Consider the following 20340-nt stretch of genomic DNA (forward strand, 5'->3'; position numbering starts at 1 on the left):
ATCAGGCCAGAAACCGCGACGCTTCCTTGCGGGCGAAGGATTTGAGGCCTTCGCCATGCGCGTCGAGGAAGGCGCGGGCGCGTGGGGCATTGTGTTTGGACAGGTCGCGCACCCACCATGCGATGGCTTTCTGGATGAACCAGTCACGGTCGGTCACGTAAGCCGCCGCCCAGCCGAGCGCGGTTTCGCGGATCGCGAGGTCGGCGTCCTTGGGGAAGTTCATCTTGGCATAGGGCAGGGTGATGACCAATGCTGCGCGGCGGGTCCACATGTTCGGGCTTTGCGTCCATGTGGCGACCGTGTCGATGCGGGACGGAACGGCCACGAGGCGTTTCTGGCCTGACGTGGTGGCTTGGTCGGCGGTGGCCCAGCCGTTGAAGCCAAGGGTCCAGTCGCAGATCAGCGCCCATGCGGCATCGTCAGGGCGCATGCGGGCCTGGGCCAGCAGTTTGGCGGCAGCGACCATGGCTTCGTGCACGTCCGATTGCCACAGGCCCGCGGCCAGCGATATGCGGTCATCAAGCGTCAGGTCCGCGCGCCACTCGGCCACCAGGTCCTCGATCTGCGGGACGGGAACGCCGAGGTAGCGGCGTTTGACCTTGTGGTATTCGGCGGCCTCTTGCGCTTTGGCGGAGTCTGCGAAGGCTTCGATCCGGTCAAGCGCGGCTTGCGCTTCGGGGGTCAGGATTACCGGTGCGGGCAGGGGTTCGGATACGGTTTCGCCCGCTTCGGTTTGCGCGAGTTCGGGCGTATCGCCGTTTTCGAGTGCGTCCCTGTCGTCGGGTTCGTCCATCGGTTCGTCGATCCAGGTTCCGTTCATTCTACAGTCACCGATTTTGCAAGGTTGCGGGGTTGGTCGACATCGGTGCCTTTGGCGATGGCGGTATGATAGGCGAGGAGTTGTGCGGGCAGCGCATAGAGGATCGGCGCAAAGACTGGCGGCATGTCGGGCAGGGTCAGGGTGCGCCACGCGCCCGCCCCCGCCTCGGCCACGCCTTGCGCGTCGGAGATGAGAAGAACCTTGCCATGACGGGCCATGACTTCTTGCATGTTCGACACGGTCTTTTCGAAAAGCGCGTCACGCGGGGCCATGACGATCACGGGAACGGCGGCGTCGATCAGGGCGATGGGCCCGTGTTTCAACTCGCCCGACGCGTAACCTTCGGCGTGGATATAGCTGATTTCTTTCAGCTTCAGCGCGCCTTCCAGTGCCAGCGGAAACATCGCGCCGCGCCCGAGGAAAAGGATGTCTTGCGCTTTTGCAAGGTCGTCGGCGATGGCGGCGATGGGGGTCGAAAGCGACAGGGCGTGATTCATAAGCCCCGGCAGGTTGCGTAGGGATTGGAGGTGTCCGGCAAGCGTGGCTGCATCGATGCGGCCGCGGTCGAGGGCGGCTTTCAGCGCGAGAAGGGCTAGCACGGTGAGCTGGCAGGTGAAGGCCTTGGTCGAGGCCACGCCGATTTCGACGCCCGCAAGGATGGGCAGCGACAGGTCGCTTTCGCGGGCAATCGAGGAGGTGGGCACGTTCACGACCGACACGACCCGCGCGACCTTGCCGCTGGCATAGCGCAGGGCTGCGAGCGTGTCGGCGGTTTCGCCCGACTGGCTGACGAAAAGTGCCCATGATTGCGGCGAGAGCGGCGGTTCGCGGTAGCGGAATTCGGAGGCCACGTCGATTTCGGCAGGCAGGCCCGCGATCTGTTCGAACCAGTATTTCGCGACATGGCAGGCGTAGGATGCCGTGCCGCAGGCGACCATGGTGATGCGGTCGACGTTTGCGAAATCGACGCCTTCGGGCAGGCGCAGCGTGCCTTCGGCAGTGGTATAATGCTTCAGCGCATCTGCGATCACCACGGGCTGTTCGGCGATTTCCTTGGCCATGAAATGCTTGTAACCGGCCTTTTCGACGCGGTTCGCCGCAATCTGGATGCGGGTTTCGGGGCGGGGGGCGGGGCGGTCGGCTTGGTCGAAGATTTCCGCGCCCTTGCGGGTAATGACGGCCCAGTCGCCCTCTTCCAGATAGGTGATGCGGTCGGTCATGGGGGCGAGTGCTATGGCATCGGAGCCGACGAACATCTCGCCCGCGCCGTGGCCTATGGCAAGCGGGCTGCCCTTGCGGGCGGCGATCATCAGGTCGTCGTAACCGTCGAACAGGAAGCAAAGCGCAAAGGCGCCGTGCAGGCGGTGCAGGGTGGCACGGGCGGCCTCGATTGGCGTCATGCCGCTGTCGATAAAGCGTTGGGCGAGGAGGGCGATGGTTTCGGTGTCGGTCTGGGATTCCTGCGCGTAGCCACTGGCGGCGAGGTCTGCGCGCAAATCGCGGAAATTCTCGATGATGCCGTTATGGACCACTGCCACAGGGCCTGCCTTGTGCGGATGGGCGTTGGTGACGGTGGCTGCACCATGGGTGGCCCAGCGGGTATGGCCGATGCCCGATTTGCCTGCCAGCGGGTTGTGGACCAGAAGGTCGGACAGGTTCACCAGCTTGCCCACCGCGCGGCGACGGTCGAGTTTGCCTGCGTTGACGGTGGCGATGCCTGCGCTGTCATAGCCTCGGTATTCAAGCCGCTTGAGCGCCTCGACCAGCAGGGGGGCGGCTTCGTGATTGCCCAGAACGCCAACGATTCCACACATTTACTTTACGTCCTTCTTGGCGGCTTTGAGGGCGCGCAGGCGGTCGAAGAGCTTGGTCGCAAGGCCCGGTTTGTTGACCTGCCTGGCGCGGCCGAGAGCTATGGCTTCGGCGGGCACGTCTTCGGTGATGACCGAACCGCTGCCCGTCATCGCGCCATCGCCGATGCTGACGGGGGCCACAAGCATGGTGTCCGACCCGATGAAGGCGCGCTTGCCGATGCGGGTGCGGTGTTTCAGCACCCCGTCATAGTTGCAGGTCACGGTGCCTGCGCCGATGTTGGTGAACTCGCCGACGTCGGCATCGCCGATGTAGGACAGGTGGCCGACCTTGACGCCTTCGTCGAGGATGGCGTTCTTGATCTCGACGAAATTGCCGACATGGACGCCTTCGGCCAATTCGGCACCGGGGCGCAGGCGGGCAAAGGGGCCGACATCGGCGCCACGGCTGATGTGGCAGCCTTCGAGGTGGCAGAAGGCCTTGATTTCGGCGTCGGATTCGATGGTGACGCGGGGGCCGAAGACCACGTTGGGGCCGATGATCGTGTCGCGGCCGATTGTGGTGTCGAGCGCGAAGAACACGGTTTCGGGGGCGGTCAGGGTGACGCCGTTTTCCATCGCCTCGGCGCGGGCGCGGGTCTGGAACAGCCTTTCAGCGGCAGCGAGTTCGGTGCGGGTGTTGACGCCAAGCGTTTCGGCTTCGTCGCAGAGCACGAGGCCTGCGGAAAGCCCCTGCGCCCGAGCGAGGGCTATGATGTCGGTCAGGTAGTATTCGCCTGCCGCGTTGGCATTGCCGACCGCGTGGCACAGCTTGAACAGGGTTTCAGACTCGGCGCAGATTACGCCGGAATTGCAAAGCGTTATGGCGCGTTCTTCGGGCGAGGCGTCCTTGAATTCGACAATTCGTTCGAGCGCTTCGCCTTGGGCGATCAGGCGGCCATAACGGCCCGGATCGGCGGCGTGGAAGCCGAGCACGACAACCGCGTGCCGCTCGCGGGCGTCGAGCATGGCTTGCAGGGTTTCGGGGCGGATGAAGGGGGTGTCGCCGTATAGCACGATGGCATGGCCGCTGGCCCCCGCCATCGCCGCTTCGGCCTGCAAGACCGCGTGTGCGGTGCCGAGTTGTTCGGCCTGATGCACGGTGAGGGCGGAGTCGTCGAATGCGCGGGCGGCTTTTGCAACTGCCTCGCCGCCGTGGCCGGTGACGACGACGATGCGTTCGGGGTCGAGCGATTGGCCCGCCGACATCGCGTGATGCAACAGCGGTGCTGCGCCCAAACGGTGCAGCACCTTGGGCAGGTCGGAATTCATCCGTGTTCCTTGCCCTGCGGCGAGAATGATCAGCGAAACCTGCATGCTGCCCCTTTCTTTCTTGTTGCGCCCGTTTTACGCCCAAAGGACGGGTCCGCAAGGGGCGGCCTTTCACACGAGGTTACGGGGTGTTGCAAGCGAAACGGACGGTTGTTTTCGATCTCGACGGCACTTTGGCAGATACTTCGGCGGATCTGCTGGCTGCCGCCAATGCGTGTTTTCGCGGGATGGGGCATGGTGACATGCTGACCGCTGCCGATACGCTGACCGCGTTTCATGGCGGGCGGGCCATGCTGAAGCTTGGCTTTTCGCGGCTGGACGGTTGGGACGAGGCGATGATCGACGCGCAGTATCCGGTGCTGCTGGAGGCCTATGCAGGGGCGATCGACACCCACACGCGGCTTTATCCGGGGGCGCTGGCGGCGTTGGAGGTTTTGCGAGGGCAGGGTTACGTGCTGTCGGTCTGCACGAACAAGCCTGCGGGGCTGGCGGAAACATTGCTGCGCAAGCTTGGTATCCGAGACATGTTCGGGGCCATGATCGGGGCTGATACATTGCCGACGCGCAAACCGGATGCCGCACCCTACGTGGCTGCGGTCACGCAAGCGGGGGGCGTGGTGGCGCGTTCCATTTTGATCGGTGATACGGAGACCGACCGGAAAACAGGCCTTTCGGCGGGGGTTCCTGTGGCGCTTGTGACATTCGGTCCCGAGGGGCATGCCATCGCGCGGCTTGAACCCGAGGCGTTGTTGCATCATTTCGATGATCTGCCTGACCTTGCCGAAAGGATGCTTCAGTGATCGACGGCCCAGAGCGGTTTAACGGCAGTTTCACCCAGCAGGAACCTATCCCCGAGGAAGGGATCGAGGCGGCAGTTGCCGTGCTGCGGCACGGGCGGTTGCACCGCTATAACACCGCGCCGGGCGAGGTGGCCGAGACGGCGCTGCTCGAGGAGGAATTCGCGGGTTTGGTGGGGGCAAAGTATTGTCTGGCGGTGGCGTCCGGGGGTTATGCGCTGGGCTGTGCGTTGCGGGCGGTGGGAGTGGCCGCGGGCGATGCGGTGCTGACCAATGCCTTTACGCTGGCCCCCGTGCCCGGATCGATTGCGGCTGTGGGTGCGTGGCCGGTCTTTGTAGAGGTGACAGAAGAGCTTACGATCGATCTGGCGCATCTCGAGGTGATGGCGCGCGAAAGCGGGGCGCGGGTCTTGATGCTGTCGCATATGCGGGGGCATCTGTGTGATATGGATGCGCTGATGGCGCTGTGCGGGCGGCTTGGGGTGACGGTGATCGAGGATTGCGCCCATACGATGGGGGCAAGCTGGCGCGGGGTGCCTTCGGGTCGGCACGGGCTGGTGGGGTGCTATTCGATGCAGACCTACAAGCATGTCAATTCGGGCGAGGGCGGGTTGCTGGTTTCGGACGATCCGCAGGTGATGGCGCGGGCGGTTCTGCTGTCGGGGTCTTACATGCTTTACGGACGCCACCGTGCGGCGCCGCCGGTCGAGGCCTTCGAGGCGATCCGGCTGGATGTGCCTAACGTGTCGGGGCGTATGGACAATTTGCGCGCGGCAATCCTGCGGCCGCAGCTGCGGATGCTTGACGAGCGGCGGGAACGCTGGGGTGTTTTGTACCGGACGATGGAGGCCGGACTGCGCGACACCGCCGGGTTGCGGCTGGTCGAACGGCCGGAGGAAGAGGTCTATGTGGCCTCGTCTTTCCAGTTCCTGTTGCCCGATTGGGCCGAGGGGCGGGTCAGGGCGCTTCTGGCGAGGTGTGCGGCGCGGGGGGTCGAGTTGAAGTGGTTCGGCGCGGCGGAGCCTGTGGCCTTTACATCGCGCTATGAACATTGGGCCTATGCGAGGCCGGTGCCATTGCCGAAGACCGACAAGGTGTTGGCCGGACTGATGGATATGCGGTTGCCGCTGACCTTTTCGCCCGCCGATGTGGCAATGATCGCGCGGATCATCCGGGCCGAGGTGCTGGCGGTGCAGCAGTCCGGAGAAGAGGCCGTGGTGGCGCCTGTTGTGGGAGATTAGCGTTTTCTGACGCAGAAAACGCTGCGGAATTTGACGCAAATTCCGCACGGCCCCCACGGTCGGGCCCCGTTTCCTGCGTCAGGAAACGGCGCGAAATCTGCGTCAGATTTCGCCTAAGGCGCGGGTGTGCCTGCCTGCCAGAGCGGGACGGTCGAGATCGACATCTTGGCCGACCCTTCGGTGATCTGGGCTGCGTGGGCGAGATAGACCAAGCTGTTGTTCGCCTTGTCATAAATCCGCGTGACGCGCAGGGATTTGAAGATCAGCGAGCGGCTGGCGGAAAAGATCTCCTCGCCTTCCGGACCGGTCGGGATGTCGCCCAGAATGATCGGGCCGGTCTGGCGGCAGGCGATGGAACTGTTGGACGGATCTTCGAACCAGTTGCCCTGAACCAGACGGTCGAGGGTGGAGCGTTCGAAGTAGGCGACGTGGCAGGTGACGCCCTGAACCTTGGGGTCGGCCAAGGCCTCGACGATGATGTCGTTGCCGATCATGTCGACGCCGACCTTGCCGATTTCCTCGGCTTGGGCGGGCAGTGTGGACAGGGCAAGGGCAAGGAAAGCGCGTTTCATCGGGCGACTCGGGGTTCGGGGTGCCGGACCAGAAGACCGCATAAGCGCTGCGCTTGAAAGCGGTTTGCGGGATGCACAAGCGATGCACAGCCGATGCACGCTTTTCTGCGCGCCGCTTACTTTTCCTAAAGAAGTCGAGAAGGCGGTGTGCGGCTGCATACAATTGGCGGAATCCCTTGTCGCAGCCATGTCTTTTCGGATGGCCTTTGGTTGACCCCGCGCGGGGGGCAGAGTAAACGGTGCGGCAAGAGAACAAGTGGCCCGTCAGTGGTTGCATCTCGCCAGTCGCCAGCCGAAGGAGCACCCCGTGGACACTCTTCTCCGCGAGTATCTTCCGATCATCATCCTGCTTGCTTTGGCCATCGGGCTTGGTCTTGTCCTGATGCTTTCGGCGGCGGTTCTCGCCGTCCGAAACCCCGACCCTGAAAAGGTGTCGGCCTATGAATGCGGGTTCAACGCTTTTGACGACGCGCGGATGAAGTTCGATGTGCGGTTCTACCTTGTGTCGATCCTGTTCATCATCTTCGACCTCGAAGTCGCCTTCCTGTTTCCCTGGGCCGTGGCGTTCGGCGATCTGTCGATGACGGGGTTCTGGTCGATGATGGTGTTTCTGGCCGTGCTGACCATCGGCTTTGCCTATGAATGGAAAAAAGGAGCGCTGGAATGGGAGTGAGTACTTCCGTCAACACTGCGGGAGGCGACCCCGAGGTCGCCACGCAGGCGCTGAACCGCGAGTTGCAGGACAAGGGTTTCATCCTGACCTCGACCGAGGATATCATCAACTGGGCGCGCATCGGGTCGTTGCACTGGATGACATTCGGTCTGGCCTGTTGTGCCGTCGAGATGATGCACACCAGCATGCCGCGCTATGACCTTGAACGCTTTGGCGTGGCGCCGCGCGCATCGCCGCGCCAATCGGACCTGATGATCGTGGCAGGGACGCTGACGAACAAGATGGCCCCGGCGCTGCGCAAGGTTTACGACCAGATGCCGGAACCGCGCTATGTGATCAGCATGGGGTCCTGCGCCAATGGCGGCGGCTATTACCACTACAGCTATTCGGTGGTGCGGGGCTGCGACCGGATCGTTCCGGTGGATATCTACGTGCCCGGCTGCCCGCCGACAGCCGAGGCGCTGCTTTACGGCATCTTGCAGTTGCAGCGGAAAATCCGCCGCACCGGCACCATCACCCGCTGAGGAAAGAACATGTCCGAAGCCTTGCAAGAACTCGCCGCGCATCTGACGCAGAAGCACCCCGATGCGGTGCTGGCAAGCGTCGTGGCCTTTGGCGAATTGACGGTCGACGTGCTGCCTTCGCGGCTTGTCGCCTTTGTCGAATTCCTTCGCAGCGACAGCGCGTGCCGGTTTTCGTCTTTGGTCGATATCACGGCGGTGGATTACCCCGAGCGCGAGAAGCGGTTCGATGTGGTTTACCATTTCCTGTCGATGTACCAGAACCACCGCATCCGTCTGCGGCTGGCCATCGGCGAGGCTGATATGGTGCCGTCGCTGATCGAGGTGCATCCCAGCGCCAACTGGTTCGAGCGCGAAGTGTTCGACATGTTCGGCATCCTGTTTTCGGGCCATCCCGACCTGCGCCGCATTCTGACCGATTACGGTTTCCGCGGTTTTCCGCTGCGGAAGGATTTCCCGACCACCGGCTATACCGAAGTGCGCTACGACGAGGCGCAGAAGCGTGTGGTCTACGAGCCGGTCAAGCTGGTGCAGGAATACCGTCAGTTCGATTTCATGAGCCCGTGGGAAGGGGCCGAATACATCCTTCCCGGCGACGAGAAGAAGGCCTGAGCGGTGACTGCGGAACCGACATTCCTGTTTTGCGTAGGGGCGACGAAGGCGGGCACGTCCTGGCTTTACCGTTACCTTGCGCGGCATCCGGAGTGTCATTTGCGGAGCATCAAGGAATTGCATTACTTCGACATGCTCGAAAGCGGCAATTACGCGCGGCATCGTGACCGCGAGGCGCGGCGTCTGGCCGCGTTGCGCGACGAGGCGGCATCTGGCGCGCCGATGGGGCCGTTTCGGGCGCGGATGCTGCGCGACACCGAAGAGTGGTGTTCGGTGATCGGGCATGAGGGCGAGAACCTGGACGCCTACCGCACCTATCTGGCCGGGGAGCGCGGGGTGCGGCATCTGGTGGGCGACATTACGCCGGCCTATGCGCTGTTGCCTGTTGCGCGGCTGGCGCAGATGGCGCGGATGGCGGGCGATGTGCGCTTTGTCTATCTGCTGCGCGATCCGGTGTCGCGGCTTTGGTCGCAGGCGCGGATGGTGGCTTACCGCAAGGCGCGGTCGCTGGCCGAGTTTCCGGCCCGTGCCGCCGAGGTGATGGGTGCGATGATCGACGGGGTGCGCGAAGGGCGTAACGACCGCGAGGATTATATCGGAGCGATTGGCCGCCTGCGCGAGTCGGTGGCCGCGTCGCGGTTGTTCGTGCAGTTGCAGGACGAGATGATGGGCGTGCCCGGTCTGGCGCGGCTGTGCGGGTTTCTGGGCATCGCGGCGGTGCCTGCCGATTTCGACAAGCGGGTGCATGAAGGTACGCCGCTTGCTTTGGACGAAGGGTTGCGGGCCCGCGCGCAGGCAGCACTTCGTCCGCAATACGACTTTGTCGCCACGCTGTTTCCGGAGCTTCCGGACAGCTGGCGCAGGAACATGATCGGGGTTCACGGATGATGGATGGTAGCTTCGACGACGCGTTGACGGGCGAGCAGAAGATCCGCAACTTCAACATCAACTTCGGCCCGCAGCACCCTGCGGCGCACGGGGTTTTGCGTCTGGTGCTGGAGCTGGACGGCGAGATCGTGGAACGCTGCGATCCGCATATCGGCCTGCTGCATCGCGGGACCGAAAAGCTGATGGAAAGCCGGACCTACCTGCAGAACCTGCCCTATTTCGACCGGCTGGATTATGTCGCGCCGATGAATCAGGAACATGCCTGGTGTCTGGCGATCGAAAAGCTGACCAACACCGCCGTGCCCCGTCGGGCGAGCCTGATCCGTGTGCTTTATTCGGAAATCAGCCGCATCCTGAACCATTTGCTTAACGTGACGACGCAGGCGATGGACGTGGGCGCCTTGACGCCTCCGCTTTGGGGGTTCGAGGAACGCGAGAAGCTGATGGTGTTTTATGAGCGGGCTTCCGGGTCGCGGCTGCATGCAGCCTATTTCCGGCCCGGTGGCGTGCATCAGGACCTGACCGCATCGCTGATCGACGATATCGACGCATGGGCGGACCATTTCCCCAAGGTGTTGGACGATATCGACACGCTGTTGACCGAAAACCGCATCTTCAAGCAGCGCAATGCCGATATCGGTGTGGTGACGGAAGATGACATCCAGAAATGGGGGTTTTCGGGCGTGATGGTGCGCGGGTCGGGCTTTGCCTGGGATCTGCGGCGCAGCCAGCCTTATGAATGTTACGACGAGTTCGATTTCAAGATTCCGGTCGGCAAGAACGGCGATTGCTATGATCGCTACCTGTGCCGCATGGCCGAAATGCGCGAGTCGACGCGGATCGTGCAGCAGGCGATTGCCAAGCTGCGCGTGGAAAAGGGCGACGTACTGGCGCGCGGCAAGATCACGCCGCCCAAGCGCGGCGAGATGAAGACATCGATGGAAGCGCTGATCCATCACTTCAAGCTTTATACCGAGGGCTTCCACGTTCCGGCAGGCGAGGTTTACGCCTCGGTCGAAGCGCCCAAGGGCGAGTTCGGCGTGTATCTGGTGGCGGACGGGTCGAACAAACCCTACCGCGCCAAGATCCGCGCGCCGGGTTTCCTGCATCTGCAAGCCATGGATTACATCTGCAAGGGGCATCAGCTTGCTGACGTCTCTGCCATCATCGGCACGATGGATGTCGTGTTCGGGGAGATCGACCGCTAATGCTACGCCGCCTTCATCCCGTCCAGCCGGACAGCTTTGCCTTTACCGCTGCCAACCTTGCGTGGGCGCAGGGCCAGATTTCGAAATACCCCGAGGGGCGTCAGGCATCGGCCATCATTCCGCTTTTGTGGCGGGCGCAAGAGCAAGAGGGCTGGCTGTCGCGCAAGGCGATTGAAACCGTGGCCGATATGCTTGGCATGGCCTATATCCGGGCGCTGGAAGTGGCGACCTTCTACTTCATGTTCCAGCTGCAACCCGTGGGTTCGGTGGCGCATGTCCAGATTTGCGGGACCACGTCTTGCATGATCTGCGGCGCGGAAGAGCTGATCGCTGTGTGTAAGGAGATGATTGCCAAGACGCCGCATACGCTGTCGCTTGACGGCAAGTTTTCGTGGGAAGAGGTCGAATGTCTGGGGGCCTGCGCCAATGCGCCGATGGCCCAGATCGGCAAGGATTATTACGAGGACCTGACCGCCGAGAAGCTGCGCGACATGATCGCGCGGTTTTCCAAGGGCGAGGTGCCGACCCCCGGCCCGCAAAACGGGCGCTATGCGGCGGAACCTTTGTCGGGGCTGACGACGCTGAAGGATTTCGAGAGCGGGCGGCAGCAGTATAACGCTTCGGCCCAGCGGGCGGTTGACCTGCGCGATACGGTCAAGCGCATCGACGGGACGGAAGTGCCGATCCTGACGCCGTGGCTGGGCAAGGCGGCCAAGACGGCGGCGAAGGTTGCGGTTGGCGCGGCGGTGGCGGCGGTTGCCGTGGCGGCGGTGGATGCCGTGACCAAGCCCAAGCGCACGGCGAAGAAGGCCGATGCGGCGGACGGAACAGAGGCCGTGGCCAAGGCGCCGCGGGCGACGAAGAAGAAGACGGAAGGCGACGCTTGAGTAACTGAGTGAACGGGCCAAGGCCCCCGATTTGAGGGACATCGCATGAAACGAGCTGAAAATCTGAACGCACCTTCGCTGAACGGCTGGCTTCTGGCCGCCGGTTTCGGCATCGCCGCGTTCCTTGTGGCGAAAGTGGTCGGAGGGTTCGATTACACGCCTTCGGCATTCTTCGGCATTGTGGTGATGTTCGGCGCGGGCATGTTTACGGGCATGTCCTGGGGCGGTTCGGTCGATGCGCCCGCTGCGGATGCGGGCCATGGCGCGGTTTCGGCGGTTGCGGCTCCGGCTCCGGTTGCGGCTGCGGCGGTGGTTGCTCCGGCTGCTGCTCCGGCGGCGGCAGTTTCCAAGGCCGATGCTTCGGCCCCTGTGGCTGCGGTTGCGCCGGTCGCCGCGGTGGCGGGCGAGGGGACGAAACCTGCGGCGCTTGCTGCGGCGCGGGGCGGGGTTGCGGACGATCTGAAAAAGATCGAAGGCATCGGGCCTGCGCTCGAGAAGCTGTGCAACGAGATGGGCATCTTCCATTTCGACCAGATCGCAAGCTGGGGCGCGAATGAAATCGCGTGGATGGATGGCAACCTGAAAGGGTTCAAGGGCCGCGTGACCCGTGACAAGTGGGTGGCGCAGGCGAAACTGATCGGCTCGGTCGGCATGGAGGAATTCCAGCGCCGCGCCAAGACGAACGACTACTGAGGCGGGGTGATGGCGTCCCCGCAGGATATGACACTGGCACGGCAGGCGCGGATGATCGCGCTTGTTCTGGTCGGGACCGTGGTTCTGTGGATGGGGGCGCAATTCCTTGGCGGGAAGATGGGATGGGACGTGCGTTACGTCTTTCTCTTCGACCTTGCTGCGATGGCCGCGTTCTTCTGGACGCTGGTTGTGACGTACAGGCTCTGGCGCAAGCGCCGGAACAATTGAGGGGCTAGGGATGCTCAAGGATCAGGACCGTATCTTCACCAACCTGTACGGGATGCACGACCGCTCTCTTGCGGGCGCGAAGAAGCGCGGGCATTGGAACGGCACGGCCGAAATCATCCAGCGCGGGCGCGATACGATCATCGAGCAGGTCAAGGCGAGTGGCTTGCGCGGGCGCGGCGGGGCGGGCTTTCCGACCGGTCTGAAGTGGTCGTTCATGCCCAAGCAGTCGGATGGCCGTCCGTCTTATCTGGTGATCAACGCCGACGAGTCCGAACCGGGCACGTGCAAGGACCGCGAGATCATGCGGCACGATCCGCATACGCTGATCGAGGGGGCGCTGATTGCGTCTTTCGCGATGAATGCGAATGCCTGCTACATATACATCCGCGGCGAATATATCCGCGAGCGCGAGGCTTTGCAGGCCGCGATCGACGAATGTTATGATGCTGGCCTGTTGGGCAAGAACGCTGCCAAGTCGGGTTGGGATTTCGATCTGTACCTGCATCACGGCGCGGGGGCCTACATCTGCGGCGAGGAAACGGCGCTTCTGGAAAGCCTTGAGGGCAAGAAGGGGATGCCGCGGATGAAGCCGCCGTTCCCGGCGGGGTCGGGGCTTTATGGCTGCCCGACGACGGTGAACAATGTGGAATCGATTGCGGTTGTGCCGACGATTTTGCGGCGCGGGTCGGATTGGTTCGCGTCGTTCGGGCGTCCGAACAATGCGGGCACCAAGCTGTTCGGGATTTCGGGGCATGTGGTGCATCCTTGTGTCGTCGAAGAGGCGATGTCGATTTCGCTGAAGGAATTGCTCGACCGGCATTGCGGTGGTGTGCGCGGCGGCTGGAAGAACCTGAAGGCGGTCATTCCGGGCGGGTCTTCGGTGCCGATGCTGAACGCAAGCCAGTGCGAGGATGCGATCATGGATTTCGACTGGCTGCGCGAGCAGCGGTCGGGTCTGGGCACGGCGGCGGTGATCGTGATGGATCAGTCTACGGACGTGATCAAGGCGATCTGGCGCTTGTCGAAGTTCTACAAGCACGAAAGCTGTGGCCAGTGCACGCCTTGCCGCGAAGGTACGGGCTGGATGATGCGGGTGATGGACCGTCTGGTTCGGGGCGAGGCGGAGGTCGAGGAGATCGACATGCTGCTGAGTGTGACCAAGCAGGTGGAAGGCCACACGATCTGCGCGCTTGGCGATGCGGCGGCCTGGCCGATCCAGGGCTTGATCCGGCAGTTCCGCGACGAGATCGAGGACCGGATCAAGGCCAAGAAGACCGGCCGCATTTCGGCGGTGGCTGCGGAATGACGACGCGGGTCTTCCTTGGGCTGGTGGCGGGGATGGTCGGGCTGTGCCTGACCGCGCCCGTCATGGCGCAGGACAAGGTGCCTTTGGCCGAGAACGCGCATATCCGCGACAGTCTGGTTGCGGGGCGGGTGGCCGATGTGTTGCGGACCGAATGCGGGTCGCTTCATGCGCGGATGCTGCTGGCGCTGAGCAAGCTGGACGATCTGAAGGATTATGCCATCGCCGAGGGATACACCGAGGCCGAGGTGAAGGCTTTCCTGAAGGACAAGGCGCAGAAAGACGCGATGAAGGCGGTTGCCGCCGATTATCTGGCCAAGGCCGGAGCGGTTGCCGGCGACGAGGAAAGCTATTGCCGCGTCGGCAAGGACGAGATCGCCAAGGGCACCTTGGCGGGCAGTTTGTTGTGGTCATGGTAGGGACGGGCGATGTGCTACGGTAACCTTGATCCGAAATACGCGATGCGCGACACCGAGGCGCGCGTGAAACACCTGTCTTTTGCACAGGACGAGACGAAACAGGCCGCCCCTGCGGCGTTTGGCGGGCTGATGGCCCGCTTGCGCGATGCGGTGACGGGGTGGCTGCGGAAGGACCGGGCTCATGTCTAACCTGAAAAAGATCAATATCGACGGTATCGAGGTCGAGGTTGATGGCGCGATGACGATCATACAGGCGGCCGAGGTCGCCGGGGTCGAGATTCCGCGCTTTTGCTACCACGAACGGCTGACGATTGCCGGGAACTGCCGGATGTGTCTGGTCGAGGTCGTTGGTGGCCCGCCGAAGCCTGCGGCGTCTTGCGCGATGCAGGTCAAGGATTTGCGGCCCGGCCCGAATGGCGAGGCGCCGGTGGTCAAGACCAAGTCGCCGATGGTCAAGAAGGCCCGCGAGGGGGTCATGGAATTCCTGCTGATCAACCACCCGCTGGATTGCCCGATCTGCGATCAGGGTGGCGAGTGTGACTTGCAGGATCAGGCCATGGCGTATGGCGTAGATTTCAGCCGCTACCGTGAACCGAAGCGGGCGTCGGATGACCTGAACCTTGGCCCCTTGGTTGCGACCAAGATGACGCGCTGCATTTCCTGCACGCGCTGTGTGCGCTTTACGTCGGAAGTGGCTGGCATCAACCAGATGGGCCAGACCGGGCGGGGCGAGGATAGCGAGATCACGTCCTATCTGGGCATGACGCTGGATAGCAATTTGCAGGGCAATATCATCGACTTGTGCCCCGTGGGGGCGCTGACGAGCAAGCCCTATGCCTTTACCGCGCGGCCTTGGGAATTGACCAAGACCGAGAGCATCGACGTGATGGATGCGCTGGGATCGAACATCCGGATCGACGCCAAGGGGCGCGAGGTGATGCGGATCCTGCCGCGGAACCATGACGGCGTGAACGAGGAATGGATTTCCGACAAGACGCGTTTCGTCTGGGACGGGTTGCGCCGTCAGCGGCTGGACACGCCTTATATCCGTGAAAATGGCAAGCTGCGCCGTGCCGGATGGGGCGAGGCGCTGGCTGCGGCTGCGGCTGCGATGAAGGGCAAGCGGGTTGCGGGCATCATCGGCGATCTGGTGCCGGTCGAGGCGGCTTACAGCTTGAAGACGCTGATCGAAGGGCTGGGCGGCAAGGTCGAGGCGCGGGTTGACGGGGCAAAGCTGCCTGCGGGGAACCGGTCGGCCTATGTCGGCAACGCGCTGATCGAGGATATCGACGGGGCCAAGGGCATCTGGATCGTGGGATCGAACCCGCGTCTGGAAGCGCCTGTGCTGAATGCGCGTATCCGCAAGGCGTGGCAGTTGGGAGCGCAGGTTTCGGTGATCGGGGTCGGGGCAGACCTGACCTATGATTACAAGCATCTGGGCACGGATCGTGCGGCGCTGGTCAAGGCGGTCGATGGTGCGGAAGCTTACGGTAAGCCTACCGTGGTGATCGTGGGGCAAGGTGCGCTGAACGAGGCGGATGGCGAGGCGGTTCTGGGTCAGGCCATGGCGCTGGCCGAAAAGCTGGGTGCCAAGTTGCTGGTTCTGCACACCGCTGCGGCCCGTGTGGGTGCGCTGGATGTGGGCGCTGTTACCGAAGGCGGGCTTTCGGCTGCGCTGGACGGGGCCGAGGTGGTCTATAACCTTGGCGCGGACGAGGTGGAAATCGCCGCCGGTGCTTTCGTGATCTATCAGGGCAGCCATGGCGACCGTGGCGCGCATCGGGCGGATATCGTTCTGCCGGGGGCGGCTTATACGGAAGAGAACGGGCTGTTCGTGAACACCGAAGGTCGGCCGCAACTGGCGATGCGGGCAGGGTTTGCGCCCGGCGAGGCCAAGGAGAACTGGGCGATCCTGCGGGCTTTGTCGGCGGAACTGGGCGTGACGCTGCCGTGGGATTCGCTGGCGGTGTTGCGGTCGCGACTGGTCGCGGCGCATCCGCATCTGGGGCGTATCGACGAGGTGGCCGACAATGCTTGGACTGCCCTGCCGGTGAAGGCGCCGGGCAAGGCGGATTTCCGCAATGCGGTGAAGGATTTCTACCTGACCAACCCGATTGCGCGGGCATCCGCGCTGATGGGCGAATTGTCGGCTTTGGCTGTTGCCCGTGCGCGGGTTGCGGTCGCGGCGGAATAAGGGGATATGCGCGTGGCAACGGCAGTAGCAGCGGGATGGATGGCGGCGACAGCCGGTCTGTCGGCCTGCGCGCCTGTGCCGGTTGACGAAAGCGCGCCCTTCGCGCCGACCTACAAGGGGATCGAGACGATCCTCCTGGACGGCGATCTGGTGAATTTCCGTGTGGCCATGACGGGCGCGCGGGGGGATGGGGATGTTGATGCCTATGCACGCTGTGCGGCGGCGCAATATGCCCTGATCCGGGGTTTCGGTTTTGCCCGCCATGTGCGGACGACCGTGGCCAAGACAGGCGAAATCTGGCGCGGGGATGCGGTTTACACCATATCCGCCGCGCTTCCTCGCGGGTTGAAGACGATCGACGCCGAAGTGACGGTGCGTGATTGCGGCGCGCAGGGCATACCGACGGTTTAGGGAAACAGGCAGATGGACTTCTTTTCGACTACCTTGGGGATCGGTGTGCTGGTGGCGGCACAGTGCCTGCTTGTCGTCGGCTTCGTGATGATCTCGATGCTGTTTCTGGTCTACGGCGACCGCAAGATCTGGGCGGCGGTGCAGATGCGGCGCGGGCCGAACGTGGTGGGGCCCTGGGGCCTTTTGCAGACGGTGGCCGACGCGCTGAAATATGTGCTGAAAGAAATCGTCATTCCGGCGGGGGCGGACCGTCCGGTCTATTTCCTTGCGCCGATGTTGTCCTTTGTTTTGGCGATGATGGCCTGGGCGGTCATTCCGTTCAATTCGGGCTGGGTGTTGGCCAATATCAACGTGGCGATCCTGTTCGTCTTTGCGATGTCTTCGCTTGAGGTTTACGGGGTCATCATGGGGGGATGGGCGTCGAACTCGAAATACCCGTTCCTCGGGTCGCTGCGGTCGGCGGCACAGATGATTTCCTATGAGGTGTCGCTGGGGCTGATCATCATCGGGATCATCATCTCGACGGGATCGATGAACTTTACCGCGATCGTGGAAGCGCAGCGGGGCGATTTCGGGCTGTTCAACTGGTATTGGCTGCCGCATCTGCCGATGGTGGCGCTGTTCTTCATCTCGGCCCTTGCGGAAACCAACCGCCCGCCGTTCGACCTGCCGGAAGCGGAATCGGAACTGGTGGCCGGGTTCATGGTGGAATACTCGTCCACGCCGTTCCTTTTGTTCATGGCCGGTGAGTATATCGCCATCTTCCTGATGTGCGCGCTGATGAGCCTGTTGTTCTTCGGCGGTTGGCTGTCGCCGATTCCGGGCCTGCCGGACGGGGCGCTTTGGATGATTGCCAAGATGGCGTTCTTCTTCTTCCTGTTCGCGATGGTGAAGGCCATCGTGCCGCGCTACCGCTATGACCAGTTGATGCGGATCGGCTGGAAGGTGTTCCTGCCGCTGTCCTTGGGCTGGGTTGTCGTGGTGGCGTTTCTTGCGAAATTCGAGGTGCTTGGCGGCTTTTGGGCCCGCTGGGCGATTGGGGGCTGAGCGGTGTCAGGCGAACTTGCCTCTCGGTTTTTTCTGACGACCCTTGGTCGCGATCTGGAGTTGTATCCGGTCGACGCCGAGCGGTTTCGGGTGTTTATCGACGGCGAGATCGTGGGCGTCTTTACGGGGTATGGCGCAGCGCACCGGACTGCGGTGAAGGCGGCAAACGAGGACAATACGTTTTCGGAAGAACAGCGTCGGCAGATCGCAAACCTGTCTGACTGGACGGTTGAGACGGTCGATACGTTCGATCCGGAGGAGAAGTGAGACATGGCGAACATCGACTGGAACCGCGCGACCAAGTATTTCTTCCTGCAGGACTTTTTCAAAGGGTTCGCGCTGGGGATGAAGTATTTCTTCGCGCCCAAGACCACGCTGAACTATCCGCATGAAAAGGGGCCGCTTAGCCCCCGTTTCCGTGGGGAACATGCGTTGCGCCGTTACCCGAACGGCGAGGAGCGGTGCATCGCCTGCAAGCTGTGCGAGGCGGTTTGCCCCGCGCAGGCGATCACCATCGATGCCGAACCTCGCGAGGACGGCAGCCGCCGCACCACGCGCTACGACATCGACATGACGAAGTGTATCTATTGTGGGTTCTGTCAGGAGGCCTGCCCGGTCGACGCCATCGTCGAGGGGCCGAACTTCGAGTTTTCAACCGAAACCCGCGAAGAGCTTTACTACAACAAGGAAAAGCTGCTCGAGAACGGTGCCCGTTGGGAAGCCGAGATCGCGCGCAACCTTGAGCTTGACGCGCCCTACCGGTGAACCAGCAATGACCGACGCCTTTACCAAGATGATGAGCCAGATGATGGAGCAGGGGCAGGAAATGGTCCGCGCCTTCAATCCGGCGCTGGAAAATATGCAGGTGAAGGGGTTCGACCAGATGTTTCCGACCATGTCGAAGGACATGATGGAGATGTGGTTCGGCAAGACCTTCAACCGCGAGGGGCTGGACGCCAAGACGCGGCTGCTGGTGACGCTGGCCGCGCTGACGGTGCTGGGCGCGCAGGCCGAGCCGCAGTTGAAAATGACGGTGCGCCATGCCTTGCAGGCGGGGGCCACGGAACGCGAGATCGCGGAAGTGATCTGGCAGATGAGTATGTTCGGCGGCTTGCCCGCCATGCAAAGGGCGCTCGAGACCGCGCAAGCCGTCTTTGCCGAAGTTAAGGAGAAAGACGCATGAGCGTTGCAGATTACGCCTTTTACGCATTCGCCAGCGTCATGGTGGTGGCGGCGGTGCTGGTGACGGTAAGCCGCAACCCCGTGCATTCGGTGCTGTGGCTGATCCTTGCCTTCCTGTCGGCATCGGGGCTGTTCGTGCTGTTGGGGGCCGAGTTTGTGGCGATGCTGCTGATCATCGTCTATGTCGGCGCGGTGGCTGTGCTGTTCCTGTTCGTCGTGATGATGCTCGACATCGACTTTGCCGAGCTGAAGGGCGAGATGGCGAAATACATGCCGCTGGGCCTGCTGGTCGGGGTGGTGATCCTGATGCAGATCGCGCTGGGGATCGGCGCCTGGGTGCAGGCCGACGGGGCGATGGGGCTGCGGCAGGCGGTGGCGCCGGACATGACGCAGATCGAAAACACCAAGGCGTTGGGGCTGCTGGTCTATGACCGCTACGGGTTCTTGTTCCAGCTTTCGGGGCTGATCCTGCTGGTGGCGATGATCGGGGCGATTTTGCTGACGCTGCGGCACCGCAAGGACGTAAAGCGGCAGAACGTGCTGCAACAGATGTGGCGCGATCCGGCGGTGGCGATGGAGTTGAAGGACGTGAAACCGGGGCAGGGCTTGTAAAGGGGCGGTGCGCGAGGTCGCGCATCGGGCAAGGGGTTTGGTGATGACGGGACAGTTTCTGCTCGGAACGGACAGGACGGCGCTTTATGCGGCGTTCTTGGCTTTGGCCGCTTTGCTGTCGCTGTCGGGTTGCGTGTCGGATGAACAGGCGGTCGATATGGGGCTGGCCACGCAATGCGATGCGTCGGGGACGGTCGAACGCTTGGGTGATCCGGCGGGGCGGTTCGTGACCGAGACGCAGCGCGAGGTGTGCCGTGGGCCGAAGCGGGACGCCTATACCGAAGAGACGTTGCTGCTGAACGATTGCCAGAACGGCACACAATACGCCATCGCGATGCTGCGCCAAAGCGCCGATCCGGCGCGGCGCGGACCGGATTACAACGCGATCGACACGGTGAACACCCAGAAGCTGCGGCTGAAGGTGGGGCTGACCGATATTTCTACCCTGACAAGCGGCTTGCAAGCCGCCGGTGTCACGTTCAAGACGCTGGGCCAAGCGGGTGCGGCGCAATGCGATAAACTGGCTGCTCAGGCAGCGAACTGACACGGGCCGTGTAGACGGCGAACTGACACGGGCGCTTAGACCCGGAGGGAACGGACGATGGTTGGACTTGAACATTACCTGACAGTGGCGGCGGCGCTGTTCGTGATCGGGATCTTCGGGATATTCCTGAACCGCAAGAACGTGATCGTCATCCTGATGTCGATCGAGTTGATCCTGCTGGCGGTGAATATCAACTTCGTCGCCTTCTCGTCCTACCTCGGCGATCTGGTCGGGCAGGTGTTCACCCTGTTCATCCTGACCGTCGCCGCCGCCGAGGCCGCCATCGGCCTTGCCATCCTTGTCGTGTTCTTCCGCAACCGCGGGACGATCGACGTGGAAGACGTCAACGTGATGAAGGGCTAACGG

General features: G+C 62.9%; 25 protein-coding genes and 1 pseudogene. 22 read left to right on the forward strand and 4 right to left on the reverse strand.

Features of this window, described 5'->3' with window-relative positions; translation table 11 throughout:
* Position 1: 1 nt before the first annotated feature.
* Genes HYN69_RS05745 through glmU form a run of 3 tightly spaced genes read right to left on the reverse strand, consistent with a single transcriptional unit; the run spans position 2 to position 3987 of the window.
* Positions 2–820 carry a DNA alkylation repair protein gene (locus HYN69_RS05745; protein ID WP_230426500.1) on the reverse strand — a complete coding sequence of 273 codons (819 nt, stop codon included), beginning with the start codon at positions 818–820 and terminating at the stop codon, positions 2–4.
* Complete coding sequence (gene glmS, locus HYN69_RS05750) at positions 817–2634, reverse strand: glutamine--fructose-6-phosphate transaminase (isomerizing) (RefSeq protein ID WP_108434908.1); 1818 nt, start codon at positions 2632–2634, stop codon at positions 817–819. The genes HYN69_RS05745 and glmS overlap by 4 nt, the downstream gene beginning before the upstream one ends.
* Positions 2635–3987: a bifunctional UDP-N-acetylglucosamine diphosphorylase/glucosamine-1-phosphate N-acetyltransferase GlmU gene (gene glmU, locus HYN69_RS05755; RefSeq protein ID WP_108434909.1), complete on the reverse strand. Its 1353-nt coding sequence runs from the start codon at positions 3985–3987 to the stop codon at positions 2635–2637.
* An 86-nt stretch (positions 3988–4073) separates the two neighbouring features.
* Between glmU and HYN69_RS05760 the strand changes: the two genes are divergently transcribed.
* Positions 4074–4742: an HAD hydrolase-like protein gene (locus HYN69_RS05760; protein ID WP_230426501.1), complete on the forward strand. Its 669-nt coding sequence runs from the start codon at positions 4074–4076 to the stop codon at positions 4740–4742.
* Positions 4739–5980, forward strand: coding sequence for a DegT/DnrJ/EryC1/StrS family aminotransferase (locus HYN69_RS05765; protein ID WP_230426502.1), 1242 nt, complete (start codon positions 4739–4741; stop codon positions 5978–5980). The genes HYN69_RS05760 and HYN69_RS05765 overlap by 4 nt, the downstream gene beginning before the upstream one ends.
* A gap of 113 nt (positions 5981–6093) precedes the next feature.
* Here the strand turns inward: HYN69_RS05765 and HYN69_RS05770 are convergent, their stop codons facing one another.
* Positions 6094–6552, reverse strand: coding sequence for a CreA family protein (locus tag HYN69_RS05770; RefSeq protein ID WP_108434911.1), 459 nt, complete (start codon positions 6550–6552; stop codon positions 6094–6096).
* Positions 6553–6859: 307 nt separating this feature from the next.
* Here HYN69_RS05770 and HYN69_RS05775 point away from each other — a divergent pair, with 307 nt between their 5' ends.
* The 20 genes and pseudogenes from HYN69_RS05775 (at position 6860) to nuoK (ending at position 20337) form a co-directional block, all read left to right on the forward strand.
* Positions 6860–7225 (forward strand): NADH-quinone oxidoreductase subunit A, encoded by a 366-nt coding sequence (locus HYN69_RS05775; RefSeq protein WP_108434912.1) that lies wholly within the window; start codon positions 6860–6862, stop codon positions 7223–7225.
* Positions 7216–7749, forward strand: coding sequence for a NuoB/complex I 20 kDa subunit family protein (locus HYN69_RS05780; RefSeq protein WP_108434913.1), 534 nt, complete (start codon positions 7216–7218; stop codon positions 7747–7749). Before HYN69_RS05775 ends, HYN69_RS05780 begins: the two co-directional genes overlap by 10 nt.
* Before the next feature lie 9 nt (positions 7750–7758).
* Positions 7759–8358: an NADH-quinone oxidoreductase subunit C gene (locus tag HYN69_RS05785; RefSeq protein ID WP_108434914.1), complete on the forward strand. Its 600-nt coding sequence runs from the start codon at positions 7759–7761 to the stop codon at positions 8356–8358.
* 3 nt (positions 8359–8361) lie between these two features.
* Positions 8362–9246, forward strand: a complete 885-nt coding sequence (locus HYN69_RS05790; protein WP_108434915.1) for a sulfotransferase — start codon at positions 8362–8364, stop codon at positions 9244–9246.
* Positions 9246–10454 (forward strand): NADH-quinone oxidoreductase subunit D, encoded by a 1209-nt coding sequence (locus tag HYN69_RS05795; protein WP_174213649.1) that lies wholly within the window; start codon positions 9246–9248, stop codon positions 10452–10454. Before HYN69_RS05790 ends, HYN69_RS05795 begins: the two co-directional genes overlap by 1 nt.
* Positions 10454–11329, forward strand: a pseudogene (gene nuoE, locus HYN69_RS05800) (NADH-quinone oxidoreductase subunit NuoE); the annotation flags it as partial. The gene HYN69_RS05795 and the pseudogene nuoE, both read left to right, overlap by 1 nt.
* A 57-nt stretch (positions 11330–11386) precedes the next feature.
* Complete coding sequence (locus tag HYN69_RS05805; RefSeq protein ID WP_108434918.1) at positions 11387–12034, forward strand: NADH:ubiquinone oxidoreductase; 648 nt, start codon at positions 11387–11389, stop codon at positions 12032–12034.
* A gap of 9 nt (positions 12035–12043) precedes the next feature.
* Positions 12044–12262, forward strand: a complete 219-nt coding sequence (locus HYN69_RS05810) for a DUF5337 domain-containing protein (RefSeq protein WP_108434919.1) — start codon at positions 12044–12046, stop codon at positions 12260–12262.
* Positions 12263–12272: 10 nt separating this feature from the next.
* A complete protein-coding gene (gene nuoF / locus HYN69_RS05815) occupies positions 12273–13568 on the forward strand; it encodes an NADH-quinone oxidoreductase subunit NuoF (RefSeq protein WP_108434920.1) in 1296 nt (431 codons plus the stop codon).
* Positions 13565–13984 carry a DUF5333 domain-containing protein gene (locus tag HYN69_RS05820; protein ID WP_108434921.1) on the forward strand — a complete coding sequence of 140 codons (420 nt, stop codon included), beginning with the start codon at positions 13565–13567 and terminating at the stop codon, positions 13982–13984. Before nuoF ends, HYN69_RS05820 begins: the two co-directional genes overlap by 4 nt.
* A 9-nt stretch (positions 13985–13993) precedes the next feature.
* Positions 13994–14173, forward strand: coding sequence for a hypothetical protein (locus HYN69_RS20490; RefSeq protein WP_159082368.1), 180 nt, complete (start codon positions 13994–13996; stop codon positions 14171–14173).
* A complete protein-coding gene (gene nuoG / locus HYN69_RS05825; RefSeq protein WP_108434922.1) occupies positions 14166–16178 on the forward strand; it encodes an NADH-quinone oxidoreductase subunit NuoG in 2013 nt (670 codons plus the stop codon). The genes HYN69_RS20490 and nuoG overlap by 8 nt, the downstream gene beginning before the upstream one ends.
* 6 nt (positions 16179–16184) lie before the next feature.
* Positions 16185–16589, forward strand: a complete 405-nt coding sequence (locus HYN69_RS05830) for a hypothetical protein (RefSeq protein ID WP_108434923.1) — start codon at positions 16185–16187, stop codon at positions 16587–16589.
* Between the two features lie 12 nt (positions 16590–16601).
* Positions 16602–17636 carry an NADH-quinone oxidoreductase subunit NuoH gene (gene nuoH, locus HYN69_RS05835; RefSeq protein ID WP_108434924.1) on the forward strand — a complete coding sequence of 345 codons (1035 nt, stop codon included), beginning with the start codon at positions 16602–16604 and terminating at the stop codon, positions 17634–17636.
* A 3-nt stretch (positions 17637–17639) separates the two neighbouring features.
* Positions 17640–17903, forward strand: coding sequence for a hypothetical protein (locus HYN69_RS05840; protein WP_108434925.1), 264 nt, complete (start codon positions 17640–17642; stop codon positions 17901–17903).
* A 3-nt stretch (positions 17904–17906) separates the two neighbouring features.
* Positions 17907–18401, forward strand: a complete 495-nt coding sequence (nuoI, locus tag HYN69_RS05845) for an NADH-quinone oxidoreductase subunit NuoI (RefSeq protein WP_108434926.1) — start codon at positions 17907–17909, stop codon at positions 18399–18401.
* 7 nt (positions 18402–18408) lie between these two features.
* Positions 18409–18819, forward strand: coding sequence for a carboxymuconolactone decarboxylase family protein (locus HYN69_RS05850; protein ID WP_108434927.1), 411 nt, complete (start codon positions 18409–18411; stop codon positions 18817–18819).
* Positions 18816–19430 carry an NADH-quinone oxidoreductase subunit J gene (locus tag HYN69_RS05855; protein ID WP_108434928.1) on the forward strand — a complete coding sequence of 205 codons (615 nt, stop codon included), beginning with the start codon at positions 18816–18818 and terminating at the stop codon, positions 19428–19430. The genes HYN69_RS05850 and HYN69_RS05855 overlap by 4 nt, the downstream gene beginning before the upstream one ends.
* A gap of 43 nt (positions 19431–19473) precedes the next feature.
* On the forward strand, positions 19474–19974 hold the full coding sequence (locus HYN69_RS05860; RefSeq protein ID WP_108434929.1) for a hypothetical protein: 501 nt from the start codon (positions 19474–19476) through the stop codon (positions 19972–19974).
* 57 nt (positions 19975–20031) lie between these two features.
* Entirely contained in the window at positions 20032–20337 is a 306-nt protein-coding gene (gene nuoK, locus HYN69_RS05865; RefSeq protein WP_108434930.1) for an NADH-quinone oxidoreductase subunit NuoK, read from the forward strand.
* Positions 20338–20340: the final 3 nt, after the last annotated feature.

The organism is Gemmobacter aquarius, assembly GCF_003060865.1.
In the GTDB taxonomy this organism is placed as follows: Bacteria; Pseudomonadota; Alphaproteobacteria; order Rhodobacterales; family Rhodobacteraceae; genus Paragemmobacter; species Paragemmobacter aquarius.